Below are 19988 nucleotides of genomic sequence, written 5' to 3'. Positions count from 1 at the left end.
CCCTCTCTGCTTAGCGTTTTCTGGGAATGAGCAGCAGCTGACCGTCGGGCAGCTCCTCCTCCTCCAGGGCGTTGGCCTGCATCACGTCCCGGCCGGTGGTGCCGTAGGCCTTGGCGATGTCCCACAGCCGCTCCCCGCCGGTGATCATCCGCAGCACGATGGAGGGCTGGCCGGTGTGGTCGATGGGGCAATTCTCATCAAAGGTGACGGCACTGACGGCGGCGGCCTTGCTTCCCGTGAGGGCCAGCCAGCCGAAACGCACCGGAAACCGGACCTCCACCCCGCCGGCGGTGGGAGCGGCGTATACCGGCGCGGTGCAGGTGCACCGGCAGGAGCACCGGACCCCCTCAGGCAGCTCCACCGGGCAGGACACCGGCAGGGTGCGGGTGACCGACGTGGTCTCCCCGTCCTCGGTGCGGCAGAGCAGATGTACGTTGACCTGGGCGGTGAGGGAGACCCGCTCCCCCTCCCGGTTCTGGGCGGTGTCCCCCATGGTCACATAGGCGTCCAGCACATCCTGGGGCACCATGCCGGTCTCCAGCAGTTCCCGGACAGCCACCTCCCGCTCCCCCCGGTCGGCCACCCGGCTGAGGGCCAGGGGGCGGACCTGGGCGTTCAAGTCGTAGAGGGTGGAGTACACATCGGTGAGCAGGGTCATGCTCCGCTCCTCCCGCACCACCGCCTGGGCCAGCAGGCCCATGGTCACGCTGATGGTGCGGCCGTCCCCATCGTCCAGTTCACAGCTCAGGTCTGTAAGGACCAGCCCCACCTGACACATGGCCTCTTCCCCGGCGCCGCTCACCTCCATCAACTGGGAGATGGGCAGCTCGAACTCCCCGGTGCTCAGGCCTCCGTCGGCACAGCGATAGAGCACCTGGAGCCGGGCGGAGCCCTTGAAGATCAGCTTGCTGCCAATGACCTTGGCCTCCCCGCACTCCAGCGCCACCCGCCACTTCAGCAGGGCTTCGGCCTCGGGACGGCTCCCCGGCAAGGTAAGCTCGTCGCTGAATGGAAAGGGCTTTTCCTGTACACATACGGTGACGCAGGTCTGACAGGGTTCGCTGAGCTGCTCCACCCCCGCCTGCTCCGGCTCCAGCACCGAGGCGCAGGCGCAGTCGGTCACCGGGGTAAAGACCTGGACGTCCACCACCAGGTCGGCCCGCACCAGCACCTTCCGGGGATTGACCAGCCGGGCGTCCGCCCCCCGCAGCCGGGGCTCGGCCACCACCTTGCAGCCGGGGTTGATGCCGGCGGCGTCGGCGGTGCAGGTAAAGGGCAGATCCACCTCCAGCCGCCGCAGGCCCACCTCCCCGTCGGGCTGGCACAGCAGCAGGGCATGGATGGTGCCGGACAGCTCCACCCGGCCCTCCATGGCCTCCTTCCGGTGGAGGCACACCACCCCTTCCGTGTCACAGACGCCCAGCAGATCGGGGCAGGCGTCGGGCACGATGCTCTCCATGGTCTCTTCCTGGGCCACGGCGGTATCCAGCACCGCGGTAAACCCGTCCAGCGCCGTCCGTTCCAATTCCAGTTCCATAGCGTTCCACTCCTTGTACGGGCCATTGCCCAGACTGATTGCTGCTAGGGCAATATATGTACAAGGCGCCTCCCCTATGACCGGATTCAGGTCTCCGGGCCGGTTTTTTTGATGCCGAACACCAGCCTCAGCAGGCCGCTGAGGGCTTTGGGGGACTTCACTACCACGATCTTCATTCCTTATGCCTCCCTGTCAAGCCAATATCGTTTGAGCCAGCCAAAGCCCCGGCGGCCCAGCCAGGCCCCGGCCACAAAGACCGCCAGGGTGCCCGGGCGGAACAGCAGCACCGCGCCCGCGCCGCACAGCGCCGCCGCAGCCAGCGCCTTTTTGCCATCCAGCGTCAAAACAGCCGCCTCCCTTCACTGGTTCTGTCCCAGTATACGCGCAGGGCGGCGGTTGTGTTCTTGGGCCCGGGCAGCAAAAAAGGGGCGGCCTCTGCCGCCCCTTTCGGGTCTTGTTCCGTTATTCCCGCTGACTACGGATCACCAGCACAGCCCCCTGCTCCACCGTGATCTCCATCACCGGGGCGGCGGGCTCGTTGCTGACGGTCAGGGTATCCCCCCGGGTGATGTCCGCCCCCTCCAGAGGGTACTTGACGCCCCGCAAGGTAACGCCCTTTACGGTCTTGTCCAGGGGGATGATGGACAGATAGTGGTAGTGGGGTGCGTCTTCCAGCGTAAGGGTGCCGTTCTCCAGAAAACGCACCTCGTTGTCGCTGTCGGCCATGACGGCATTGCCGCCCCGCCGGGCGATCCACTCCAGCAGCACCAGGTTGGAGGCGGTGTGGTCCAGCCGCCCGCCGGTGCAGCCGCACAGCAGCAGCTCCCGGCAGCCCTGCTCCAAAGCCCAGTGGGCCGCCGCCTGGAGATCGGTAAAGTCCTTCTCCACCGGCAGGGTGGTACAGGGCACGTCCCCGGCGGGACGTCCGCCGGAGTCCCAGTCTCCGATCAGGTAATCCGGTTTCAGCCCGGCAGACAGGGCCGCGTTCAGCCCTCCGTCGGCGCAGATCACTGTCCAGTCATTCTCCCCCAGATGATCCCTCAGAAAAGCCAGGTCGGCGCAGGGGGCTGCGCCGACGATGAGGGCATATTGGCTTACTTTCTCTGCCATTCCGGCACTTCCTTTGCCTGCTGGTACAGCCGCACATAGCTGGCGTGGCGGCTGGCCGGGATCTCCCCCGCCTTTACCGCCGCAAGGACTGCACAGCCTTTTTCCTTTACATGAGCGCACCCGGTGAACCGGCACTGGTCCAGATAGGGGGCGAACTCCCGGAAGGTGTATTGCAGCTCCTCCGGCCGCCGCAGCTCCATCTCCTCCGTGTCAAAGGAGGAGAAGCCGGGGGTGTCGGCCACAATGGCGCCGCTGTCCAGCCGGAACAGCTCCACATGGCGGGTAGTGTGGCGGCCGCGGCCCAGCTTGTCGGACACCTCCCCCACCCGGATATGAAAGTCGGGCTGGAGGGCGTTGAGGATGGAGGACTTGCCTACGCCGGAGTTGCCTGTGAAGGCTGATACCTTTCCAGCAATGGCAGCGGCCAGCTGGTCGATGCCCTCCCCGGTCTCGGCGCTCACCCGCAGGGTGGTGAACCCCGCCTTGGTGTAGGTGTCGTACAGGCTGTCCGCTCCGTCCAGGTCGCACTTGTTGAGGACGATGATGCTCTCGCAGTCCCGCCCCTCGGCGATGGAAACCACCCGGTCGATGAGGAAGGGGTCGGTGACCGGGATAGCGCCGGAGGCCACCACCACCAGCTGGTCGATGTTGGCTACCGCAGGCCGCTGAAATTCATTTTTCCGGGGCAGAATGGCGTCCAGGATGCCGCTCTCCCCCTCCAGGCGGGTAAACTCCACCCGGTCCCCCACCAGAGGGCTCACCTTCTGGTGGCGGAATTTGCCGCGGCCCCGACAGGCGGTAAGCCTGCCGGAGCCGTCATCCACGTAATAGAAGCCGCTGAGGGCTTTTAAAATGATTCCTTCCATATCAGCCAAAGTCACGGGTCTCGGTTTTGTTCAGCTGGCCGTCAAAGTAGACGCTGATCTCCTGGGTGCCGCTGCCCTTCAGGGTGACCACCACCAGCTGCTGGACGGTCTCCAGGGTCTTGTCATACTGAGTCTGACCGTCCACCTGTACCGTCACCTGTACCATGTCCCGGTCTCGGGGCAGATCAATGTTGTAGCTGATGGCGTTAAACTGGCCGCCGGGGGTAGGCTCGGTGGAGGTATCGGGCTGATTCGGGGTGGGTTCGGTGGAGGGCTCGGTGGAGGGCTCGGGACCTTTGCTCACCTTGAAGGAGATGGTCTGGCCCTTCTCCACCTGGGTCTTGTTGTCAATGCTCTGCCAGCAGACATAGCCCGCCGGCACAGAGGCGTCGTACACTTCTTCCATGGAGGATACCACCAGGCCCATGCCCTCTGCGGCGTCCTTGGCCTGCTGGGCGGTCATATTGACAAAGTCAATGACTGTTACAGGGTCCGACTCCGGACCGGAGCTCACCACCAGGGTGACTTTCTCCACATCCTTCAGGTCGGTGTGGGCCTCGGGATCGGTGGAGATGACGTACTCCTTGGTTACATCCTCGGAGGCCTCCTCCTTGATCTCTAGGTTGCCCTTCTCCTCGCTGAAGCCCAACTCCTCCAGCTGGGCAATGGCGATGCGCTTATCTTTGTTCACCAGGTTGGGCATGGTGCCGGTCTCCTCTTCCGCACCGCTGCCGTCGCTGAGGGTGACGGTGATGATGGCACCGGACTGGGCGTTGCGGCCGCTCTCCGGGTCCTGAGACACGATCTGTCCCTCGGGCAGGTCGCTCTCTGTGGTACCGCCTACCACGATTTGGAAGCTACCCTTGACCACGTCGGCATTCTCCTTGGCCTCCTCCACGGTCATGCCATACAGGCGAGGCACGTTGAAGTCGCCGCTGTTGCCGGTGATGCCGCCGAAGAAGGAGATCCACAGAAACACGCCCATACCCACCAGGAAGAGTGCCACGGCGGCGATGGCCAGGTAGATGGGCAGGCGGCTGCCGTTGCCCCGGGGCGCATCGTAATCGTCGTAGTCGTCATCGTCGTACCGGCGCTTGCGGTTCTTGGGCCGGGTATCCTCCTCCCGCCGGACGGGCCGGGGACGGGTCCAGGTGTCCTCCTCCTCGTAGCGGTCGGCGTGAGCGGGCTGGGCACGTACGTTGCTGGGGGTGTTGGCGCCCAGCACCTGGGTGGGCTCATCCCCCTCGGTGACCAGCAGGTCCGCCGGGGTGTAGTCAAAGTTAATGGAGGGATTCTTGCGGAACTCCTCCAGGTCGGCCAGCATGGCGTCGGCGGAGATGTACCGCTGGTTGACGTCGGAGGCCATGGCCTTCATGGTGATGGCCTCCAGGGCCTCGGGGATCTCCGGGTCGATCTCCCTGGGAGACAGGGGGATGGAATTGATGTGCTGGATGGCCACCGCCACCGGGGAATCCCCCTCGTAGGGCAGGCGGCCGGTGATCATCTCATAGAGCACCACACCGGCAGAGTAGATGTCGCTGCGGGCGTCGATGTGGCTGCCTCTGGCCTGCTCGGGCGAGATATAGTGGACCGAGCCCAGGGCCTCCTGGGTCAGGGTGGCCTGGGCCGAGGAGGTGAGCCGGGCAATGCCGAAGTCGGCCACCTTCAGGGAGCCGTCCCGCAGCACCATCACGTTGTGGGGCTTGATGTCCCGGTGGATGATGCCCCGGCTGTGGGCGTGGGACAGGGCCTTCATGATCTGGGTGATGAAATGGAGGGCCTCCCGCCAGGCCAGCTTGCCCCCCTTCTTCTGCATGTACTGCTTGAGGGTAATACCGTCCAGCAGCTCCATCACGATATAGTCCAGCTCCGGCGTGTGAGACACGTCGTACACCGCCATGATATTGGGGTGAGACAGCATGGCAACAGCCTGGGACTCGTCGTGGAAGCGGCGGCGGAACTCGGCGTCGGTAGCCAGCTCCTCCTTCAGGATCTTGATGGCCACCAGACGGTTGAGGCGGTGGTCACGGCCCTTGTACACCACGGCCATGCCGCCGATGCCGATGCGCTCCAGGATTTCATATCGGTTGTCGAGTAATTTCCCTATGTACTGATCCATAGTTCATTACCCCCTTTTCAAAGGATCTGGAAGAGGACCGCCGTCACGTTGTCGGGCGCGCCTCTTGAGATGGTGATGTTGAGCAGCCGCTGGCAGCAGTCTGCGGGGTCTCCTCCGTGGATGACCTCATAGAGCAGCTCCTGGTCGGAGAGGATGTTGCTCAGTCCGTCGGAGCAAAGCAGCAGGTAGTCTCCGCTGACCAGCTCCCGTTCGTACAGGTCGGCCCGGATGCGCTCCTCCGCGCCCAGGGCCCGGGTAATCAGGTTCTTCCGGGGATGGGTGCGGGCCTCCTCCGGGGTGATGTCTCCCCGGGCTACCATGTCCTCCACCACGGAGTGGTCCCGGGTGAGCCGAGTGATGCCCTCCTCGTTGATGTGGTAGGCCCGGCTGTCGCCGATGTTCAGCAGGTAGGCGGTGTTCTCCACCAGCAGGACGGCCACCATGGTGGTACCCATGCCGAAGCAGTCGGGATCGGAACAGGCCCGGCGGTACACCGCGCTGTTGGCCTCCTCCGCCGCTTTCGCCAGCACCGCCGGCGGCGGGGTGTCCGGGTCGCCCTGGGCGTGCTGGAGGGTATCCACAAAGGTCTCCACCGCGATCAGGCTGGCAATGTTGCCCGCCTTGGCGCCTCCCATGCCGTCGCACACCACGCCGACGGCCAGGTGCTCCGAGGGTACGTCTACGTAATAACCATCCTGATTCTGAGTTCGGACCACACCTTTGTCGGTGATGCCCCACGCATTGATCATAGTTGAATCAGCCTCTTTTCCAGCCGGCCGGCCCCGCTGCCAAGGCCTCCGGCAAAACAATGGAACGGGCGCGCCTGGCGCGCCGCAGCAGCGTCAATCGGTATGCAGCATAGCCTTCCTGCGCAGCTGCCCGCAGGAAGCGTCGATATCTCCCCCCAGCTTGCGCCGCACCGTGGCGGTGATGCCGTGAGACTCCAGCCGCTTCTGGAACTGGGCCACCCGGCGGCTGGGCTTCAGCGGACTTTCCGCCACATGGTTCAGGGGGATCAGATTCACATGGCCGGGGGTGCCCTTCAGGTGACTGGCCAGCAGGTCGGCCTGCCAGTCGGAGTCGTTCACCCCGTCCACCATGGCGTACTCGTAGGAGATCCGCCGCCCGGTCTTTTCAAAATACCGGCGGCAGGTGTCGAAGAGCTTCTCCACGCCCACACTCTTGTTCACCGGCATCAGCTTGCTGCGGGTCTCATCATCGGGGGCATGGAGGGATACCGATAGGGTTAATTGTAACTGATACTCGGCCAGTTTGTCAATTTTTTCGACCAGACCGCAGGTGGACAGCGAGATGTGGCGCATGCCGATGTTGAGCCCGTCTGGGCTGTTCACCAGGGACAGGAAGCGCAGCACCGTGTCGAAATTGTCCAGCGGCTCGCCGATACCCATAAGCACAATGTTGCTGATGGTGTGGCCGGAATCAATCTGGGTAAAGAGCACCTGGTCCAGCATTTCAGCGGGTGTCAAGTCTCTCACCTTGCCGCCCAGAGTGGAGGCGCAGAAGGCGCACCCCATGCGGCAGCCCACCTGGGAGGAGATACACACAGTATTCCCATGATGGTAGCGCATCAAAACGGTTTCGATGCAGTTTCCGTCGGAAAGCCGCCATAAGTATTTGATGGTGCCGTCCAGGGCGGACACCTGCTTGCGCTCCACCTCCGGCGGGCACAGCAGGCACTCGGCCTTCAGCTTCTCCCGTAAAACCTTGGACAGGTTGGTCATCTCATCGAAGGAGCGCACCCCTCGGTGGAGCCACTGAAAGACCTGCTTGGCCCGGAAGGCGGGCTCCCCCAGTTCCTTCAAATAGGCGGTCATCTCCGCCAGATCCATGGATTTGATGTCGGTCATATCATTCTCCCCTGCCGGGCTTCTCCGGCGGTATCAGTCCGTATTTTCTATGGAGGAACGCGATCATCTCCTCCGCTGTGGCCTTCTGGGCCGGAGGCGTAGACTTCACAGGGCGGCCGTAGGGAGCCGGTCCCGGCTCCAGCGGATACTGGGCCCGGAAGGACCCCGTCTGGACCCACACCTGAGCAAAGCACCAGCCGTGGTCCTGCTCGTACTCCAGATTTTCGGGCAGTTCCTGGATCAGCTCCTGAAAGTCCGGAACCTCCAGCAGCTTGGGATGGTATGCGCTTTCCCGCCACAGCTCCAGGCCCAGGGCCGGAAATTCATAGGTACAGGCCAGCTCATGGTCCTCACAGTCGCACCCATAGCCGGTCTCTTTGGCCAGAGCCGGGATCAGGTCCTCGGCGTGGGTGCGGGTCAGATCCAGGCCGTGGTACAGGACCTTGAGATCCTCGCTCCGGTCCAGGCCGATGCGGCTCAGTTTTCCGTCCTCATACTCCAGCTGGAAGGTCACGGGATCCCCGTACCCGCCGAAGCGATGCCACACCTCCACGGCCTGGCCCTCCGCCTCATGCAGCTTTTGCAGGGCCTCTTCCGCCTCCGCCTGGCTCATACCCAGGGTGAAGGGACCCATGCCCTCGTTGGGCCGGACCTCGTACACCCCGCGCATCCGCCGCAGCTTGGCGAAGAAAAAGCCGTCGGTGCCGTGGCGGTGGGGCCAGCAGGTCACCATGCCCTCACGGGCCCCCTCAAAGTCGCCGGGCACCTGGAAGCCCTCTAATGTAAAGTCTTTATGCTTGTCTAAAAACGCCCGCACCACGTCCTCATTCTCCCGCTCCAGCAGGGTGCAGGTGGCGTAGAGCAGCACGCCCCCCGGCCGGACGTAGCGGCACACGTTGTCCAGAATGGCCTTCTGGACCCGGGGCAGCCCCTCCAGGGGCTTGGGGTCCTTGTAGCGGATGTCGGGCTTTTTGCGGATGATGCCCAGCCCGGAGCAGGGTACGTCGGCCAGCACCAGGTCAAATCCGTCAAGGAATTCTTCTTTATATTCCCTGCCGTCCAGCACTTCGGCGGTGATGCAGTCCAGGCCCAGCCGCTTGGCCCCCGCCTGGATCAGGTCCATCTTATGTGGGTGGATGTCGCAGGAGACCACCTTGCCCTGACCCCACATGGCAATGGCGGCGGCAAAGGACTTACCGCCGGGGGCGGCGCAGGCGTCCAGCACGTCCATGCCCTCTCTGGGGTCGGCGGCCAGCACCGCCAGCTTGGCGGCGGCATCCTGGATGTAAAAGAGGCCCTCCCGGAAGGCGGTCAGCTCCTCCAGGCTGCCGGTGTGGGTCAGCAGCAGGCAGTTGGGCAGCCAGGGGTGGGGCTGCACCTCCACCCCCTCCGCCTGGAGGGAATCGGTCACTTCCTCCACCGTGGCCTTGGTGGTGTTCACCTGGGCGCAGGTGGGGGGCTCCCCGTTGTTGGCCGCCATGAGGGCGGCGGCCTCCTCCCTGCCCAGCCGGCGGGTGAACAGGTCGGCCAGCCACTGGGGGTGGCTGTACCGCACCGCCGGATCGGCGGGAGGCTCCAGACTGTCCTTCTGCCGGGCCAAGGAGCGGAGCACGCCGTTGACCAGACCGGCGGACCGGGGGTTTTTGGAGCCCTTCCGGGCCAAATCCACCGCCTCGCTGACGGCGGCGTGGTCGGGTACTCTGTCAAGGAATAACACTTGATAGGCCCCAAGCCGCAAGGAGTTGCAGACGGCAGGCTCCATCTTCTCCAGGCGTACCGTGGACAGCTTGCCCAGGTAGTGGTCCAGCAGCAGCTGGTTCTGAAGTACGCCGAAGCACAGCCGGGTGGCCAGAGCGGCGTCCCGGCTGTCCAGCCCAGCGGTTTTCAAGGTTTTTTTCAAAAAGCCATCCGACCAGGCGCCCTGCTTTTCGCAGGCCACCAGGGCCCGGAGGGCCACTTCTCTGGCAGTCATATCAATCCCTCCGGCGGCTGTTGAAGGCCAGGATATAGCGCAGCAGATGGGCAATGGACACCAGCAGGGCGGCCACGTAGGTCATGGCCGCAGCGCCCAGCACCTTTTTGGCGCCCCGCAGCTCCTGGTCGTCCAGCAGATGGGTGGACCCCAGGGACCGGATGGCCCGGCGGGAGGCGTCAAACTCCACCGGCAGGGTCACCAGCTGAAACACGGTGGCCACGGCGAAGAGGAGCACGCCCACGGCGAACAGGGGCCGGGAGTAGAGCGCAAAGCCCAGCACAATGAGCAAAATGGAGATCTGGGAGCTGAAGTTGCACACCGGGATGATGGCCCCCCGAACCTTGATGGGCCCGTACTCCTGGGCGTACTGGACGGCGTGGCCCGCCTCATGGGCGGCCACCCCTACGGCGGCGATGCTGTTGGAGCCATACACCGCATCCGACAGGCGGATCACGTTGCTGCGGGGGTCGTAGTGGTCGCTGAGCTTGCCCGCCACCCGCTCAATGCGCACGCCGTACACGCCGTGGGCCCGCAGGACCTCCTCGGCGGCCTGGGCGCCGGTGAGGCCCCGGCGGCAGGCCACCCGGGAGTAGCGGTTGAAGGTGGACGACACGTTGAGCTGGGCCAGCAGCGCGATGAGGAAGGCTGGCACCAGGATCATCCAGTAATAGGGATCAAAGTAATTGAAAAAGTACATGATCAGCCTCCAGGTAAGATCACATGATTTGTCCGCCGGTGAGGAACCAGGTCAGGTTGACCAGGAAGCCCGCACCCATGACCAGGGCCACTCCCACCGTCAATTTGGGCCGGTCCTCGGTGAGGGCGGCGGCAAACAGGAAGAACGGCAGGGCGCAGGACAGATAGCGGCCCGCGCTGAGCAGCCAGGACAGGGAGTAATTGAGCACCAGGTAGACAAACCCGTACAGGGTGTACATGCTGCGGAACTTCTTCCGGGCCCACAGCAGCAGGGCGAAGAACACCGGAAAGAGCACAATCGTGGGGATCCAGATCTGATACCGCACCAGAACATTGGAATAGCTCAGGGCGTTTTGCAGCACATACCACAAGGTATCGGCAATGGGACAGAAACCCTGACTCCAGTGCTGCTGCATGATTGTAAAGGCAAACGGGTTGCCAGTCACGGACCAGTTGAGGGCCAGGTAGATCAGGGTACCCACGGCGGGCAGCAGCAAAGCGGGCAGCCTGCGGGCGATGGTCTTCCAGTCGAAGCGGCCCATATGCTCTACCAGCTCTGCCCCGGCGGCTCCGATGAGCAGGATGCCGTGCATCCGGGTCATGGCGGCAAGCAGGCCCCACAGACCCGCCTGCCACCAGCGGTGGCGGCGGATGGCCCACAGCCCTCCGGCGGTGGTGAGCAGAAACAGGCTCTCCGTCATGATGCCTCCGAAAAAGAAGGCGTAGGGATACACCGACAGAAAGAGCACCGTCCGCCGGGCCGCTCCCCTGCCCAGCTCAAAGGCGGCCAGCTTGTAAAGGAACACACAGCCCTCCCCGTAGCAGACAAAGGAAATCAGCAGCCCCGCCGCCATAGTATTGCCCGTGATGAGGGAAATCACCCGCATCAGCCAGGGATACAGGGGGAAAAACACCAGGAACAGATTTTTCCCGTCCTCCACGTAGCCGGAATAGCCCAGCTCCGCCAGATTGACGTAGTGCTGGCCATCCCATCTCTTCCAGACCCACAGAAACACATCCGGGCTGGAACCGGGATAGAGGACGAAACAGGCGATGAGGCCCACCAGCAAAAAGATCAAAATCCGGAACACAAGTGCAACGGTAAATACCTTTACACATTCTGAGCGGTTAGGAATACAGCCCTTTGCGCCCGGCGCTTTAGCAGCCATGGGCACCGGCAGACCGGCAGCGGCCAGCCACCGCAGCACCAGGTACAGACCCAGGACGGCCACCGCGCCGGTGACCGCCAGGGTCCAGATCAGCTTCATTTGCCCTGTTCCGGCAGGGACAGCACGGTGCCCACCGCAATGGGATGGCCCCGCAGATAGTCGGCGGCCTTCATACGCTTGCCGCCGTCGGGCTGGATCTCCTCCAGCCGCAGCACGGTGCCCTCCCCGCAGGCCACCGCCAGGCCCTCCTTCCCGGCGGCCAGAACGGTGCCGGGGGCGGCGTCGGTGCGGTCCTCAGGAACGACAGTTTTAAATACTTTACACCGCTTGTCTCCCAAGGTTGCCACGGCGGCGGGCCAGGGAATCAGGCCCCGGACCTGGTCGTGGAGCTGACGGGCGGTGCGGCCAAAGTCCATGGGGGACAGCTCCCGGCTCAGCATGGGGGCCAGGGTGGCCTTGTCATGGTCCTGGGGGGTGCGAGTAGCGGTACCGGCGTCGATCTGAGCCACCGTCTCCACCAGCAACTTGGCGCCCAGCACGGCCAGCCGGTCGTGGAGGGTCACCACCGTCTCGTCGGGGTCGATGGGGGTAGCGGCCTGGGAGATGATATCACCGGCGTCCAGGTCGTGGGCCATGTGCATGATGGTCACGCCGGTCTCCTGGTCCCCGTTGAGCACCGCCCAGTTGATGGGGGCGGCCCCCCGGTAGTTGGGCAGCAGAGACGAGTGGACGTTGATGCACCCCTTGGGAGGCGCGGCCAGAATGTCGTCGGGCAGGATGCGGCCGTAGGCGGCCACCACGATAAGCTCGGGGGCCAGCTCCTGAATGAGGGCAAGGGCGGTGCCATCCCGCAGCTTGGTGGGCTGATGCACCGGGATGTCGTGGGCCAGGGCGCACTCCTTCACCGGGGGCGCCTGGAGCTTCATGCCACGGTTCTTGGGCTTGTCGGGCTGGGTAAATACCCCACAGATCTCATGGCCCGCCTGGATCAGGGCCTCCAGGGAGGGCACGGCGAAGTCCGGGGTGCCCATAAAGAGGATTCTCATGCCTCCTCCTCCTCCGCCATCAGCTCGTCCAGCTCCTCATTGGTGTACAGGCGGCCCGCCAGCTCGGTGAACAGGTGGCCGTCCAGATGGTCGATCTCATGGCAGAAGCAGCGGGCCACGATCTCCTCACCCTCCACCTCAAAGAAGTTGCCGTTGCGGTCCTGAGCCCGCACCTTAGCCTTCATGGGGCGCTTCACCACGCCCCAGCGGCCGGGAACGGACAAGCAGCCCTCAAAGCCCTCCTGCTCCCCTTCCCGCTCGATGATCTCGGGGTTAACCAGCTCCAGCATCTGGTCGTTGGCGTCCACCACGATGACCGCCCGGCGGAGGATGCCCACCTGGGGGGCAGCCAGACCGGCACCGTTGGCGTGAGCCAGGGTCTCCTTCAGGTCGTCCAGCAGGTCGTGGAGCTTTTCGTCAAACTGGGTCACAGGGCGGCAGGCCTTGTGCAGGGCGGGATCGCCGTCGGTGAGAATGGTACGCAGAGCCATAATCATTTCCTCCTAATCCAGTGGGTTCACGTCGGCGGTCACCGACACCCCTCGGTTTTCTTTATCGGTCTGGGCCGCCCGCAGCAGGGCGGCAATCAGTTCACGCACCGGCTTGGTGTTGGCGCAGGCCATGGTGAGCCGGTAGCGGTAGCGCTCGTTGATTTTGGCGATGGAGGCCGGGGCGGGGCCCAACAGCTGGACCTCCAAAGCCTGATAGGCGGGCAAGTGTAGCCAGCCCTCCAGGGTGCGCCGCAGGCGCATGCAGGTCCGCAGCACCGCCGCTTCCAGCTTGCCGGAGGCGGTGAGCACAAACAGGTCCCGGAAGGGCGGGCAGCCCCGCAGCCGCCGCAGGGCGATCTCCTGCTGATAGAAGGCGTCGTAGTCCTGGCGGGCGGCGCAGCGGATCACGTCGTTGTCGGGGGTATAGGTCTGGATGATGGCCCGTCCCCCCTTCTCCCCCCGGCCCGCTCGTCCTACCACCTGGGTGAGCAGCGAGAAGGTGCGCTCACCCGCCCGGTAGTCGTCCACGTACAGGGACTGGTCGGCGGAGATGACGCCCACCAGGGTCACGTTGGGAAAGTCCAGGCCCTTGGCTACCATCTGGGTACCCAGCAGCACCGGGATATTCTCCTGTTCAAACCGGGCAAACAGCTTCTCATGGCTGTGGGTAGCCGAGATGGAGTCGGCGTCCATCCGCAGCACCTCCCGGCCGGGCAGAGCCTGGGTCAGCTCCTCCTCCACCTTCTGGGTGCCCGCCCCGATGAAGTTCAGGCCGCCGCCGCAGGATGGGCAGGCGGGGGGCAGGGGCTGGGAGTGGCCGCAGTAGTGGCACATGAGCCGCCCGTTGGCCGAGTGGTAGGTGAGATGGACGGAGCACCGGGGACAGGTGGGCACCTCGCCGCACTCCCCGCAGGTCACCATCCGGCTGGCGCCCCGGCGGTTGAGCAGCAGGATAGCCTGCTCCCCCCGGCTGGCGGTATCCTCCAGGGCCCGGGTGAGCACGCCGCTGAGGTCGCTGCCGTTACCGGAGCGCAGCTCTCCCTTCATGTCCACGATATCCACCGGCGGCAGAGGCCGCTGGTTGTACCGCTGGGTCATGGTAAAGAGGTGGTAGGCCCCCTTCCGGGCCTGGTACATAGTCTCAATGGACGGGGTGGCCGAGGCCAGCAGCAGCAGGGCCTTATGCTGGACACAGCGGAACTTGGCCACGTCCCGGGCGTGGTATTTGGGTACGTTTTCCGATTGATAGGTCCCCTCCTGCTCCTCATCCAGCACGATGAGGCCCAGGTCCTTCAGGGGCGCAAAGACAGCGGAGCGGGTACCGATGACCACCCGGGCCTCCCCTGTCCGGATGCGCTTCCACTCGTCGTACCGCTCCCCCGCTCGCAGGGAGGAGTGGAGTACGGCGATCTGTTCCCCGAAGTGGGAAGAAAACAGCCGCATCAGCTGGGGGGTCAGGGAGATCTCGGGCACCAGCACCAGAGCGGTGCGGCCCCGCCGCAGGGTCTCGTAGATCAGTTTCAGATACACCTGAGTCTTGCCGCTGCCGGTGACGCCGTAGAGCAGGGCGGCGGCGGGCTTGTTTTCCGCAGCCAGGGCGTTGAGGCCGTCGAAGGCGGCCTGCTGCTCCCCATTGAGGACCGGCTCCTGGGCCGGTTCCACCCCTTCCACGCTGATCCGGCGGTAGACCTCCCGCTTTTCCAGGGTGATGATCCCGCTTTTGGCCAGGGAGCGGAGGGTGGACATGCTGGCTCCGGTAAAGTAGCACAGCTCCTTGGTGGAGGCCGACCCGATGGAGCACAGCAGCTCCACCACCGCGTAGCGCAGGGGTGCGGTCTTCCGTTTGGCGGCGGCCTGGTCCAGGGCCTCCTGGGCGGGGACGGCCAGGGTGGCCACCTGCTCGGTCTTGTCCCCCACCCCACGGGAGGCGCTGGTCTCCAGGGTGATGATCCCCTTGTCCCGCAGCAGCTTGAGGGCGGGGTTGGGGTTCTTGGTGCCAAAGGCCTCCCGGATGGTGGTCACGTCGGCACAGCCGCCGTTTGCAAAGAGCAGCTCCACCACATGGCGGGCGTGGTCCGACTTACCGGCAGCCTCAAAGGCCGCCTCCCGGTCCATCCCATCGGCCACCTTCCACTGGTCCTGAAGGGCGTAGTACAGCCCCGCCGGCAGCATGGCCCGGGCGGCGTCGTACACGGTGCAGAACCACCGCTCCCGCATCCACAGGGCCAGACGGATGGCCTCCCCGTCCAGCACCGGGCCCTCGTCCAGGGCGGTGAGCACCGACTTCAGGGGCACCTCCGCCGGACCGCTCTCCTCCAGGGCCAGCACAATGCCCTCGGTGTGGCGGTTGCCCGCGCCGAAGGGCACGATGACCCGCATACCAGGAGCCAGCTGGGGAGCCAGCTCGGTGGGCACAGCGTAGTCGTAGGGCTTGTCGATGGCGTAGGTGGCGGCCTTCAGGGCGATTTTCGCTACCATGTCCATCTCCTCCCCATTTCCCCTAAGGACAGCCCGAGGCAAGCGGCAGACGTTCCCGCCTGTCGCTTGCCTCTCATTCCTCTCATGTTAGGCCTCTTCTTCGTGAAGGTCCACCTTGCCCTCGGCCACCTCGCGGATGGCGATGGTGACGGGCTTATCATCCAGGGAGATGCCGGCGTCCTCCGCCTCGGTAGCCACCTGGCGGGCCCGCTGGGCCACCACGTTCACCAGCATATAGCGGCTGGGCACCTGCTCCAGCAGTTTATTCATAGGGGGTTCGAGCATCATATTGTATCAGACTCCTTCTACCAGATTCATGCGATTTTTGGTGCGGCAGCCCTCCGCGGTGAGGATGGCGATGATCTCTTCCGCCGCGTCGGACACCTTGTCGTTGACCACCAGATAGTCGTAATTTTGGATCTCGCGGTACTCCTCCCGGGCCTTCTGGAGCCGGCCCTGAATCACCTCTTCACTGTCGGTAGCCCGGCTGTGAAGACGGCGGGAGAGCTCCTCAAAGGAGGGGGGCACGATAAAGATACACACCGCTTCGGGGCACTTGGCGCGCACCTTGGCGGCCCCCTGCACCTCGATATCCAGCAGCACGTCGATGCCGGCGGCCAGCTGTTCCTGGATTACCCGCAGGGAGGTACCGTAATAATTATGGACATATTCCGCGTATTCCAACAGCTCATCGTTGGCGATCATCCGCTCAAACTCATTCCGGGAGACGAAGTTGTAATTGACTCCGTGCTCCTCGCCCACCCGGGGCTGCCGGGTAGTGAAGGACACAGAAAAGTGGATGTCCTTACGCTCGCTGAGCAGCTCGGCGATCACCGTACTCTTTCCAACACCGGACGGACCGGAGAGCACGATCAGCGTGCCCCGTTCTTTCTTTCTTCCCATCAAGGCGTCTCTTCCTCCTCTGCGGCTTCCACGGTCTCCTTTCCGGCCAGACGGCCGGCCACCGTCTCCGTCTGGAGGGCGGAAAGCACGATGTGGTCGCTGTCCATGATGAGCACCGCCCGGGTGCGCCGGCCATAGGTGGCGTCGATGAGGGTGCCCTTGTCCCGGGCCTCCTGCACCATGCGCTTGATGGGGGCGGATTCGGGGCTGACGATGGCGATGAGGCGCCCCGCGGATACCATGTTGCCAAAGCCGATATTGATCAGTTTCATCGGACCGCTCCTTACTCGATGTTCTGGATCTGCTCCCGGATCTTTTCGATCTCGGCCTTGATCTCCACCACGTAGCCGGCGGTCTCAATGTCGCTGCACTTGGAGCCGATGGTGTTGGCCTCCCGGTTGAACTCCTGAATCAGGAAGTCCAGCTTGCGGCCCATGGCTCCGCCCTGGCTGAGCATGTGCTCCAGCTGGGACAGGTGGCTGCGCAGACGGACGGTCTCCTCGTCCACCGCCACCTTGTCGGCGTAGATGGCCGCCTCGGTGAGGATGCGGCTCTCGTCGATCTGGGTGTTCTGGAGCACCTCGTTCATCCGGGCCAGCAGCTTGGCCCGATAATCGGCCACGATGCCGGGAGAGCGGGTCTCCACCTTGGACACCAGGCCCTCAATGGTGGCCGCCCGGGACCGGACGTCCTGGCACAGCTTCTCCCCTTCCCGGGTGCGCATGGCGTCAAAGTCATCCAGGGCCAGGTCCAGCACCGAGCAGATGTCGGCGGCCAGGGCCTCCAGATCCTCCTGGGTCTTCTCCACCAGGAACACATCCTGGAACCGGGAGAGCAGGGACACAGAGATGTCGTCCCGCAGACCGTAGGTGTCTCTCAAATCCTTCAGAGCGGCAAAATAGCCGTCAGCCACCGGCTTGTTGACCGAAATGGTGACGTCGCCGTTCTGAGAGGGGCCGATGGTGACGAACACGTCCACCTTGCCCCGGGAAATACGGCTCTGGACCCGGGATTTCACCGCGTCCTCGGCAAATACATAGATGCGGGGCAGCTTGACGGTGCAGTCCAGATAGCGGTTGTTCACCGAGCGCAGCTCCACCGTAATGGATCGGCCGTTGACGTTGGCCTCTCCCCGGCCGTAGCCGGTCATACTCTTGACCAAATGGGGTTCCCCCTGTTCGCGTATAGTGTCTCCCGCCAGCGGCGGAAGGAACGCTTCTTATCTTATATAGTATACCAAACTACCGATTCTTCCGCAAGACCCTGTCCACCCGGGCGGCGTAGAAGGCGATGAGCTTGGAAAAGCCCACATCGTAGATCACAAAGCCCACGTTGCCCACCAGGAAGACCATCCAGGTCTGACCCAGGGCAGCGGGCAGGAAGGGCAGAAAGAGGGCCTTCAGGCCAAACCACAGCACCGCCAGGGCAAGGTTGCAGCAGGCCAGCTTGCCTACCCACTCCAAAGAACGGGAGGACAGCCGCTCCAGCAGGCTCTTCACCATGGGCCACAGCCCGAAGAAGATGAGGTAGAGCAGAGCCACGCTCTTGGCGGGGATGAGCAGCAGGCCCAGAATGCCGGTGGCGGCATAGCAGAAGAAGCCGGCGGCCAGATTGGCCGACACCACCGCCCCCGCCGGGAAGATCCCGGCCAGAGCCACCACACCCAGCTTACCGCTGGGAGCCAGGAAGGCCAGATAGAGACAAATCAGGGACAGGCCGGTGAGCAGGCCCACCAGAGCCGTCCGTCCCGCGCCGCCGCGGTAGGAACTGCGCGCCGCCACGGCTCAGTTCCCGCAGCCGCCGCACAGGCAGTTGAGACACATGCAGGCGGTACACAGATCACAGGCGTCGGGGCCGCCGCCGTAGCCGTAGGGCCGGTAGGCCTGGCCTCCCTGACGCATCATCAGCAGGGCCTGCCGGTACTCCGCATTGGAGGGGTCCATGTTGCAGGCCATCTGGATGTGCTGGGTGGCCTCGTCCAGCCAGCCCTTGCGGTAGGCCAGAGAGCCGGTGAGGAAGTGCCACTCGGCGTCCTGGTTGGGGGCGGTGCGGAGCAGCTGCTCGGCCCGGCTCAGATCCCCCACGTTGATGGCCTGGCGGATCTGGTTGTAGAGGGCGGAGCCACCCTGGGAGCTATACTGCTGCTGATATCCCCCCTGGTAACCACCCTGATAGCCGCCGCTCTGGTAGCCCCCCTGACGGCTGCCGCCGCCGGAGCGCATCTTGGTGATGGCATCGTAGGCCTCGTTGATCTCCTTCATCTTCTCCTCGGCCAGATCGGCCAGAGGATTGTTCTGGTAGTTGTCCGGATGATACTTCCGGGCCAGCTCCCGATAGGCCCGCTTGATCTCGTCATCGCTGGCGTCGGGTTTGACCCCCAGTACGCGGTAAGGATCGCTCATGTACGTTTTCTCCTGTCTGTATGATTGGCGGCCTTCCATCGGCCGGTGAAAACCAGTTCTTCCACGGCGGGCAGGCCCAGGTAGAGAATGTTCTCCACCGTCTCCTGCCAGTGGTCCAGCTCCAGCAGCGCCATGGCGGAGCAGGCCAGGTTCAGGGAGTGGCGCAGGGTGGTACGCAGGGTCTCCCTTCCCTCCTCCGCCCTGCCGTCAAAGCGGGCGAGAATGGGGTTATAGGCGCCGGTGCGCTTGTCGTCCTCCAGGTCGTCCCAGGCGTCCACCAGATAGATCCACCGGCCCACATGGTAGAGCAGCTGTTCCATAGCCCGGTCCCGGGCACTGTCCCCTGAGGGGGGCGCCGCTCCGGCCAGCAGCCGGGCGAAGGTGTCCGCCGTCCGGTCCATGGAGGGGCACTTCTCCCCCTCCAGGGCGGTCAGCTCTGCCAGGCATTGGCGCACCTGAGCGTCAAACTCCGGCCGGGCGGCCGCCGCCTTCTTGTAGCCTCTGCGGAGGAGCAGGGAGAGCAGCCGGGCAGGCAGGCCCTTGAAAAAGGAGCTGTCCGCCACCGTGTCCCGCAGCTTCCAGTAGCTGAGGATGGTACCGGCGTCAGCCGCCGCGTCCACTCCGGCGGAGAGGACGCAGTTCTTCTTCCGGCACCACAGCCGGGCGGGACAGCGCCTGGCCGCGGGCTCCGGCTTGCTGCCGTCCAGCAGCATGGCCAGAAAGGTAAAGTCGTAGTTGAGGAACATCCGGGCCACAAAGCCGTGGCGCTTGCCCAGGGCGTGGCACACCCCGCAGTAGAGGGCCTCGTAGTCCCGGTTCTGGCGCACCTTCAGTTCGTCCCGCCAGGGACGCACATAGCCGAACATCAGTCGGCGGGATTGATGGAGGTGATGCAGAAGGTAATGGAGCGGCTGCGGCGGACCTGACGGTCCAGCAGCACCGCCAGCAGCACTCCCACGGCAAAGCCCACGCCGCCAGCCGCGGCGCTGACGCCGCCGCTCAGGCCCAGGCCCGCGCAGATGAAGTAGCCCAGGAAGAAGAGCAGGAAGGGCACCAGATAGACCACCAGGGCGGCCTTCAGAATGCCGCTGGTGGAGGATTCCACCCGCACCATGTCTCCGGGCATGGCCCGCACCGGGTTGGCGGCCATGACGGCCACGGTGGAGCTGACCATCAGCTCACTGCACCCGCCGCCGCACTTGGAACAGTCGTGGCCGCAGGCGGACTGGCGCTTTACCGCCACCTCCGCCCGGCCGTCGGGAAATACTTTGGTCACTTTTGCTGTCTGAATCATGGAATCACCTTTATATTGAAATCGTTCCGAATCT

Annotated in this window: 22 protein-coding genes; all 22 read right to left on the bottom strand. The window is 64.4% G+C overall.

Going from position 1 to position 19988, the window contains the following annotated elements; all coding sequences use genetic code 11:
- Nucleotides 1-10 precede the first annotated feature (10 nt).
- Complete coding sequence (locus J9789_RS17265; RefSeq protein WP_209343179.1) at nt 11-1537, bottom strand: SPOCS domain-containing protein; 1527 nt, start codon at nt 1535-1537, stop codon at nt 11-13.
- 86 nt (nt 1538-1623) lie between these two features.
- Nucleotides 1624-1713 (bottom strand): stage V sporulation protein SpoVM, encoded by a 90-nt coding sequence (gene spoVM / locus J9789_RS05255; RefSeq protein ID WP_209343177.1) that lies wholly within the window; start codon nt 1711-1713, stop codon nt 1624-1626.
- A gap of 3 nt (nt 1714-1716) precedes the next feature.
- Nucleotides 1717-1881 carry a hypothetical protein gene (locus J9789_RS05250; RefSeq protein WP_209343175.1) on the bottom strand — a complete coding sequence of 55 codons (165 nt, stop codon included), beginning with the start codon at nt 1879-1881 and terminating at the stop codon, nt 1717-1719.
- A gap of 118 nt (nt 1882-1999) precedes the next feature.
- A complete protein-coding gene (locus J9789_RS05245) occupies nt 2000-2647 on the bottom strand; it encodes a thiamine diphosphokinase (RefSeq protein WP_209343173.1) in 648 nt (215 codons plus the stop codon).
- On the bottom strand, nt 2632-3513 hold the full coding sequence (gene rsgA / locus J9789_RS05240) for a ribosome small subunit-dependent GTPase A (RefSeq protein ID WP_209343171.1): 882 nt from the start codon (nt 3511-3513) through the stop codon (nt 2632-2634). The genes J9789_RS05245 and rsgA overlap by 16 nt, the downstream gene beginning before the upstream one ends.
- 1 nt (nt 3514) lies before the next feature.
- Nucleotides 3515-5632, bottom strand: coding sequence for a Stk1 family PASTA domain-containing Ser/Thr kinase (gene pknB / locus J9789_RS05235; protein WP_209343169.1), 2118 nt, complete (start codon nt 5630-5632; stop codon nt 3515-3517).
- Between the two features lie 17 nt (nt 5633-5649).
- Entirely contained in the window at nt 5650-6381 is a 732-nt protein-coding gene (locus J9789_RS05230) for a Stp1/IreP family PP2C-type Ser/Thr phosphatase (RefSeq protein ID WP_209343167.1), read from the bottom strand.
- A gap of 93 nt (nt 6382-6474) precedes the next feature.
- Entirely contained in the window at nt 6475-7500 is a 1026-nt protein-coding gene (rlmN, locus tag J9789_RS05225) for a 23S rRNA (adenine(2503)-C(2))-methyltransferase RlmN (protein WP_209343164.1), read from the bottom strand.
- A gap of 1 nt (nt 7501) precedes the next feature.
- Entirely contained in the window at nt 7502-9472 is a 1971-nt protein-coding gene (rsmB, locus tag J9789_RS05220) for a 16S rRNA (cytosine(967)-C(5))-methyltransferase RsmB (RefSeq protein WP_209343162.1), read from the bottom strand.
- A gap of 1 nt (nt 9473) precedes the next feature.
- Nucleotides 9474-10172 carry a zinc metallopeptidase gene (locus tag J9789_RS05215; protein WP_209343160.1) on the bottom strand — a complete coding sequence of 233 codons (699 nt, stop codon included), beginning with the start codon at nt 10170-10172 and terminating at the stop codon, nt 9474-9476.
- 19 nt (nt 10173-10191) lie between these two features.
- Complete coding sequence (locus J9789_RS05210; RefSeq protein WP_209343158.1) at nt 10192-11439, bottom strand: glycosyltransferase family 39 protein; 1248 nt, start codon at nt 11437-11439, stop codon at nt 10192-10194.
- Nucleotides 11436-12386, bottom strand: a complete 951-nt coding sequence (gene fmt / locus J9789_RS05205; RefSeq protein ID WP_209343155.1) for a methionyl-tRNA formyltransferase — start codon at nt 12384-12386, stop codon at nt 11436-11438. The genes J9789_RS05210 and fmt overlap by 4 nt, the downstream gene beginning before the upstream one ends.
- Nucleotides 12383-12877, bottom strand: coding sequence for a peptide deformylase (gene def, locus J9789_RS05200; protein WP_209343148.1), 495 nt, complete (start codon nt 12875-12877; stop codon nt 12383-12385). The genes fmt and def overlap by 4 nt, the downstream gene beginning before the upstream one ends.
- Before the next feature lie 12 nt (nt 12878-12889).
- Nucleotides 12890-15355, bottom strand: a complete 2466-nt coding sequence (gene priA, locus J9789_RS05195) for a primosomal protein N' (RefSeq protein ID WP_245185077.1) — start codon at nt 15353-15355, stop codon at nt 12890-12892.
- 87 nt (nt 15356-15442) lie between these two features.
- A complete protein-coding gene (gene rpoZ, locus J9789_RS05190; RefSeq protein WP_209343144.1) occupies nt 15443-15643 on the bottom strand; it encodes a DNA-directed RNA polymerase subunit omega in 201 nt (66 codons plus the stop codon).
- A gap of 6 nt (nt 15644-15649) precedes the next feature.
- Nucleotides 15650-16258: a guanylate kinase gene (gmk, locus tag J9789_RS05185; RefSeq protein ID WP_209343142.1), complete on the bottom strand. Its 609-nt coding sequence runs from the start codon at nt 16256-16258 to the stop codon at nt 15650-15652.
- Complete coding sequence (locus J9789_RS05180; RefSeq protein WP_209343140.1) at nt 16258-16530, bottom strand: DUF370 domain-containing protein; 273 nt, start codon at nt 16528-16530, stop codon at nt 16258-16260. Before J9789_RS05180 ends, gmk begins: the two co-directional genes overlap by 1 nt.
- An 11-nt stretch (nt 16531-16541) precedes the next feature.
- Nucleotides 16542-17420, bottom strand: coding sequence for a YicC/YloC family endoribonuclease (locus J9789_RS05175; RefSeq protein ID WP_245185076.1), 879 nt, complete (start codon nt 17418-17420; stop codon nt 16542-16544).
- A gap of 79 nt (nt 17421-17499) precedes the next feature.
- Nucleotides 17500-18039, bottom strand: coding sequence for a hypothetical protein (locus J9789_RS05170; protein ID WP_209343138.1), 540 nt, complete (start codon nt 18037-18039; stop codon nt 17500-17502).
- Nucleotides 18040-18042: 3 nt separating this feature from the next.
- A complete protein-coding gene (locus J9789_RS05165) occupies nt 18043-18660 on the bottom strand; it encodes a J domain-containing protein (protein WP_209343136.1) in 618 nt (205 codons plus the stop codon).
- A complete protein-coding gene (locus tag J9789_RS05160) occupies nt 18657-19526 on the bottom strand; it encodes a DUF5685 family protein (RefSeq protein WP_209343134.1) in 870 nt (289 codons plus the stop codon). Before J9789_RS05160 ends, J9789_RS05165 begins: the two co-directional genes overlap by 4 nt.
- Complete coding sequence (locus tag J9789_RS05155) at nt 19526-19954, bottom strand: SoxR reducing system RseC family protein (protein WP_209343132.1); 429 nt, start codon at nt 19952-19954, stop codon at nt 19526-19528. The genes J9789_RS05160 and J9789_RS05155 overlap by 1 nt, the downstream gene beginning before the upstream one ends.
- Nucleotides 19955-19988 lie beyond the last annotated feature (34 nt).

Source organism: Flavonifractor sp. AGMB03687 (genome assembly GCF_017811815.1).
GTDB lineage: Bacteria > Bacillota > Clostridia > Oscillospirales > Oscillospiraceae > Flavonifractor.
Note: the sequence above shows the minus strand (reverse complement) of the source record. Positions and strands in the feature narration are given on the sequence as shown.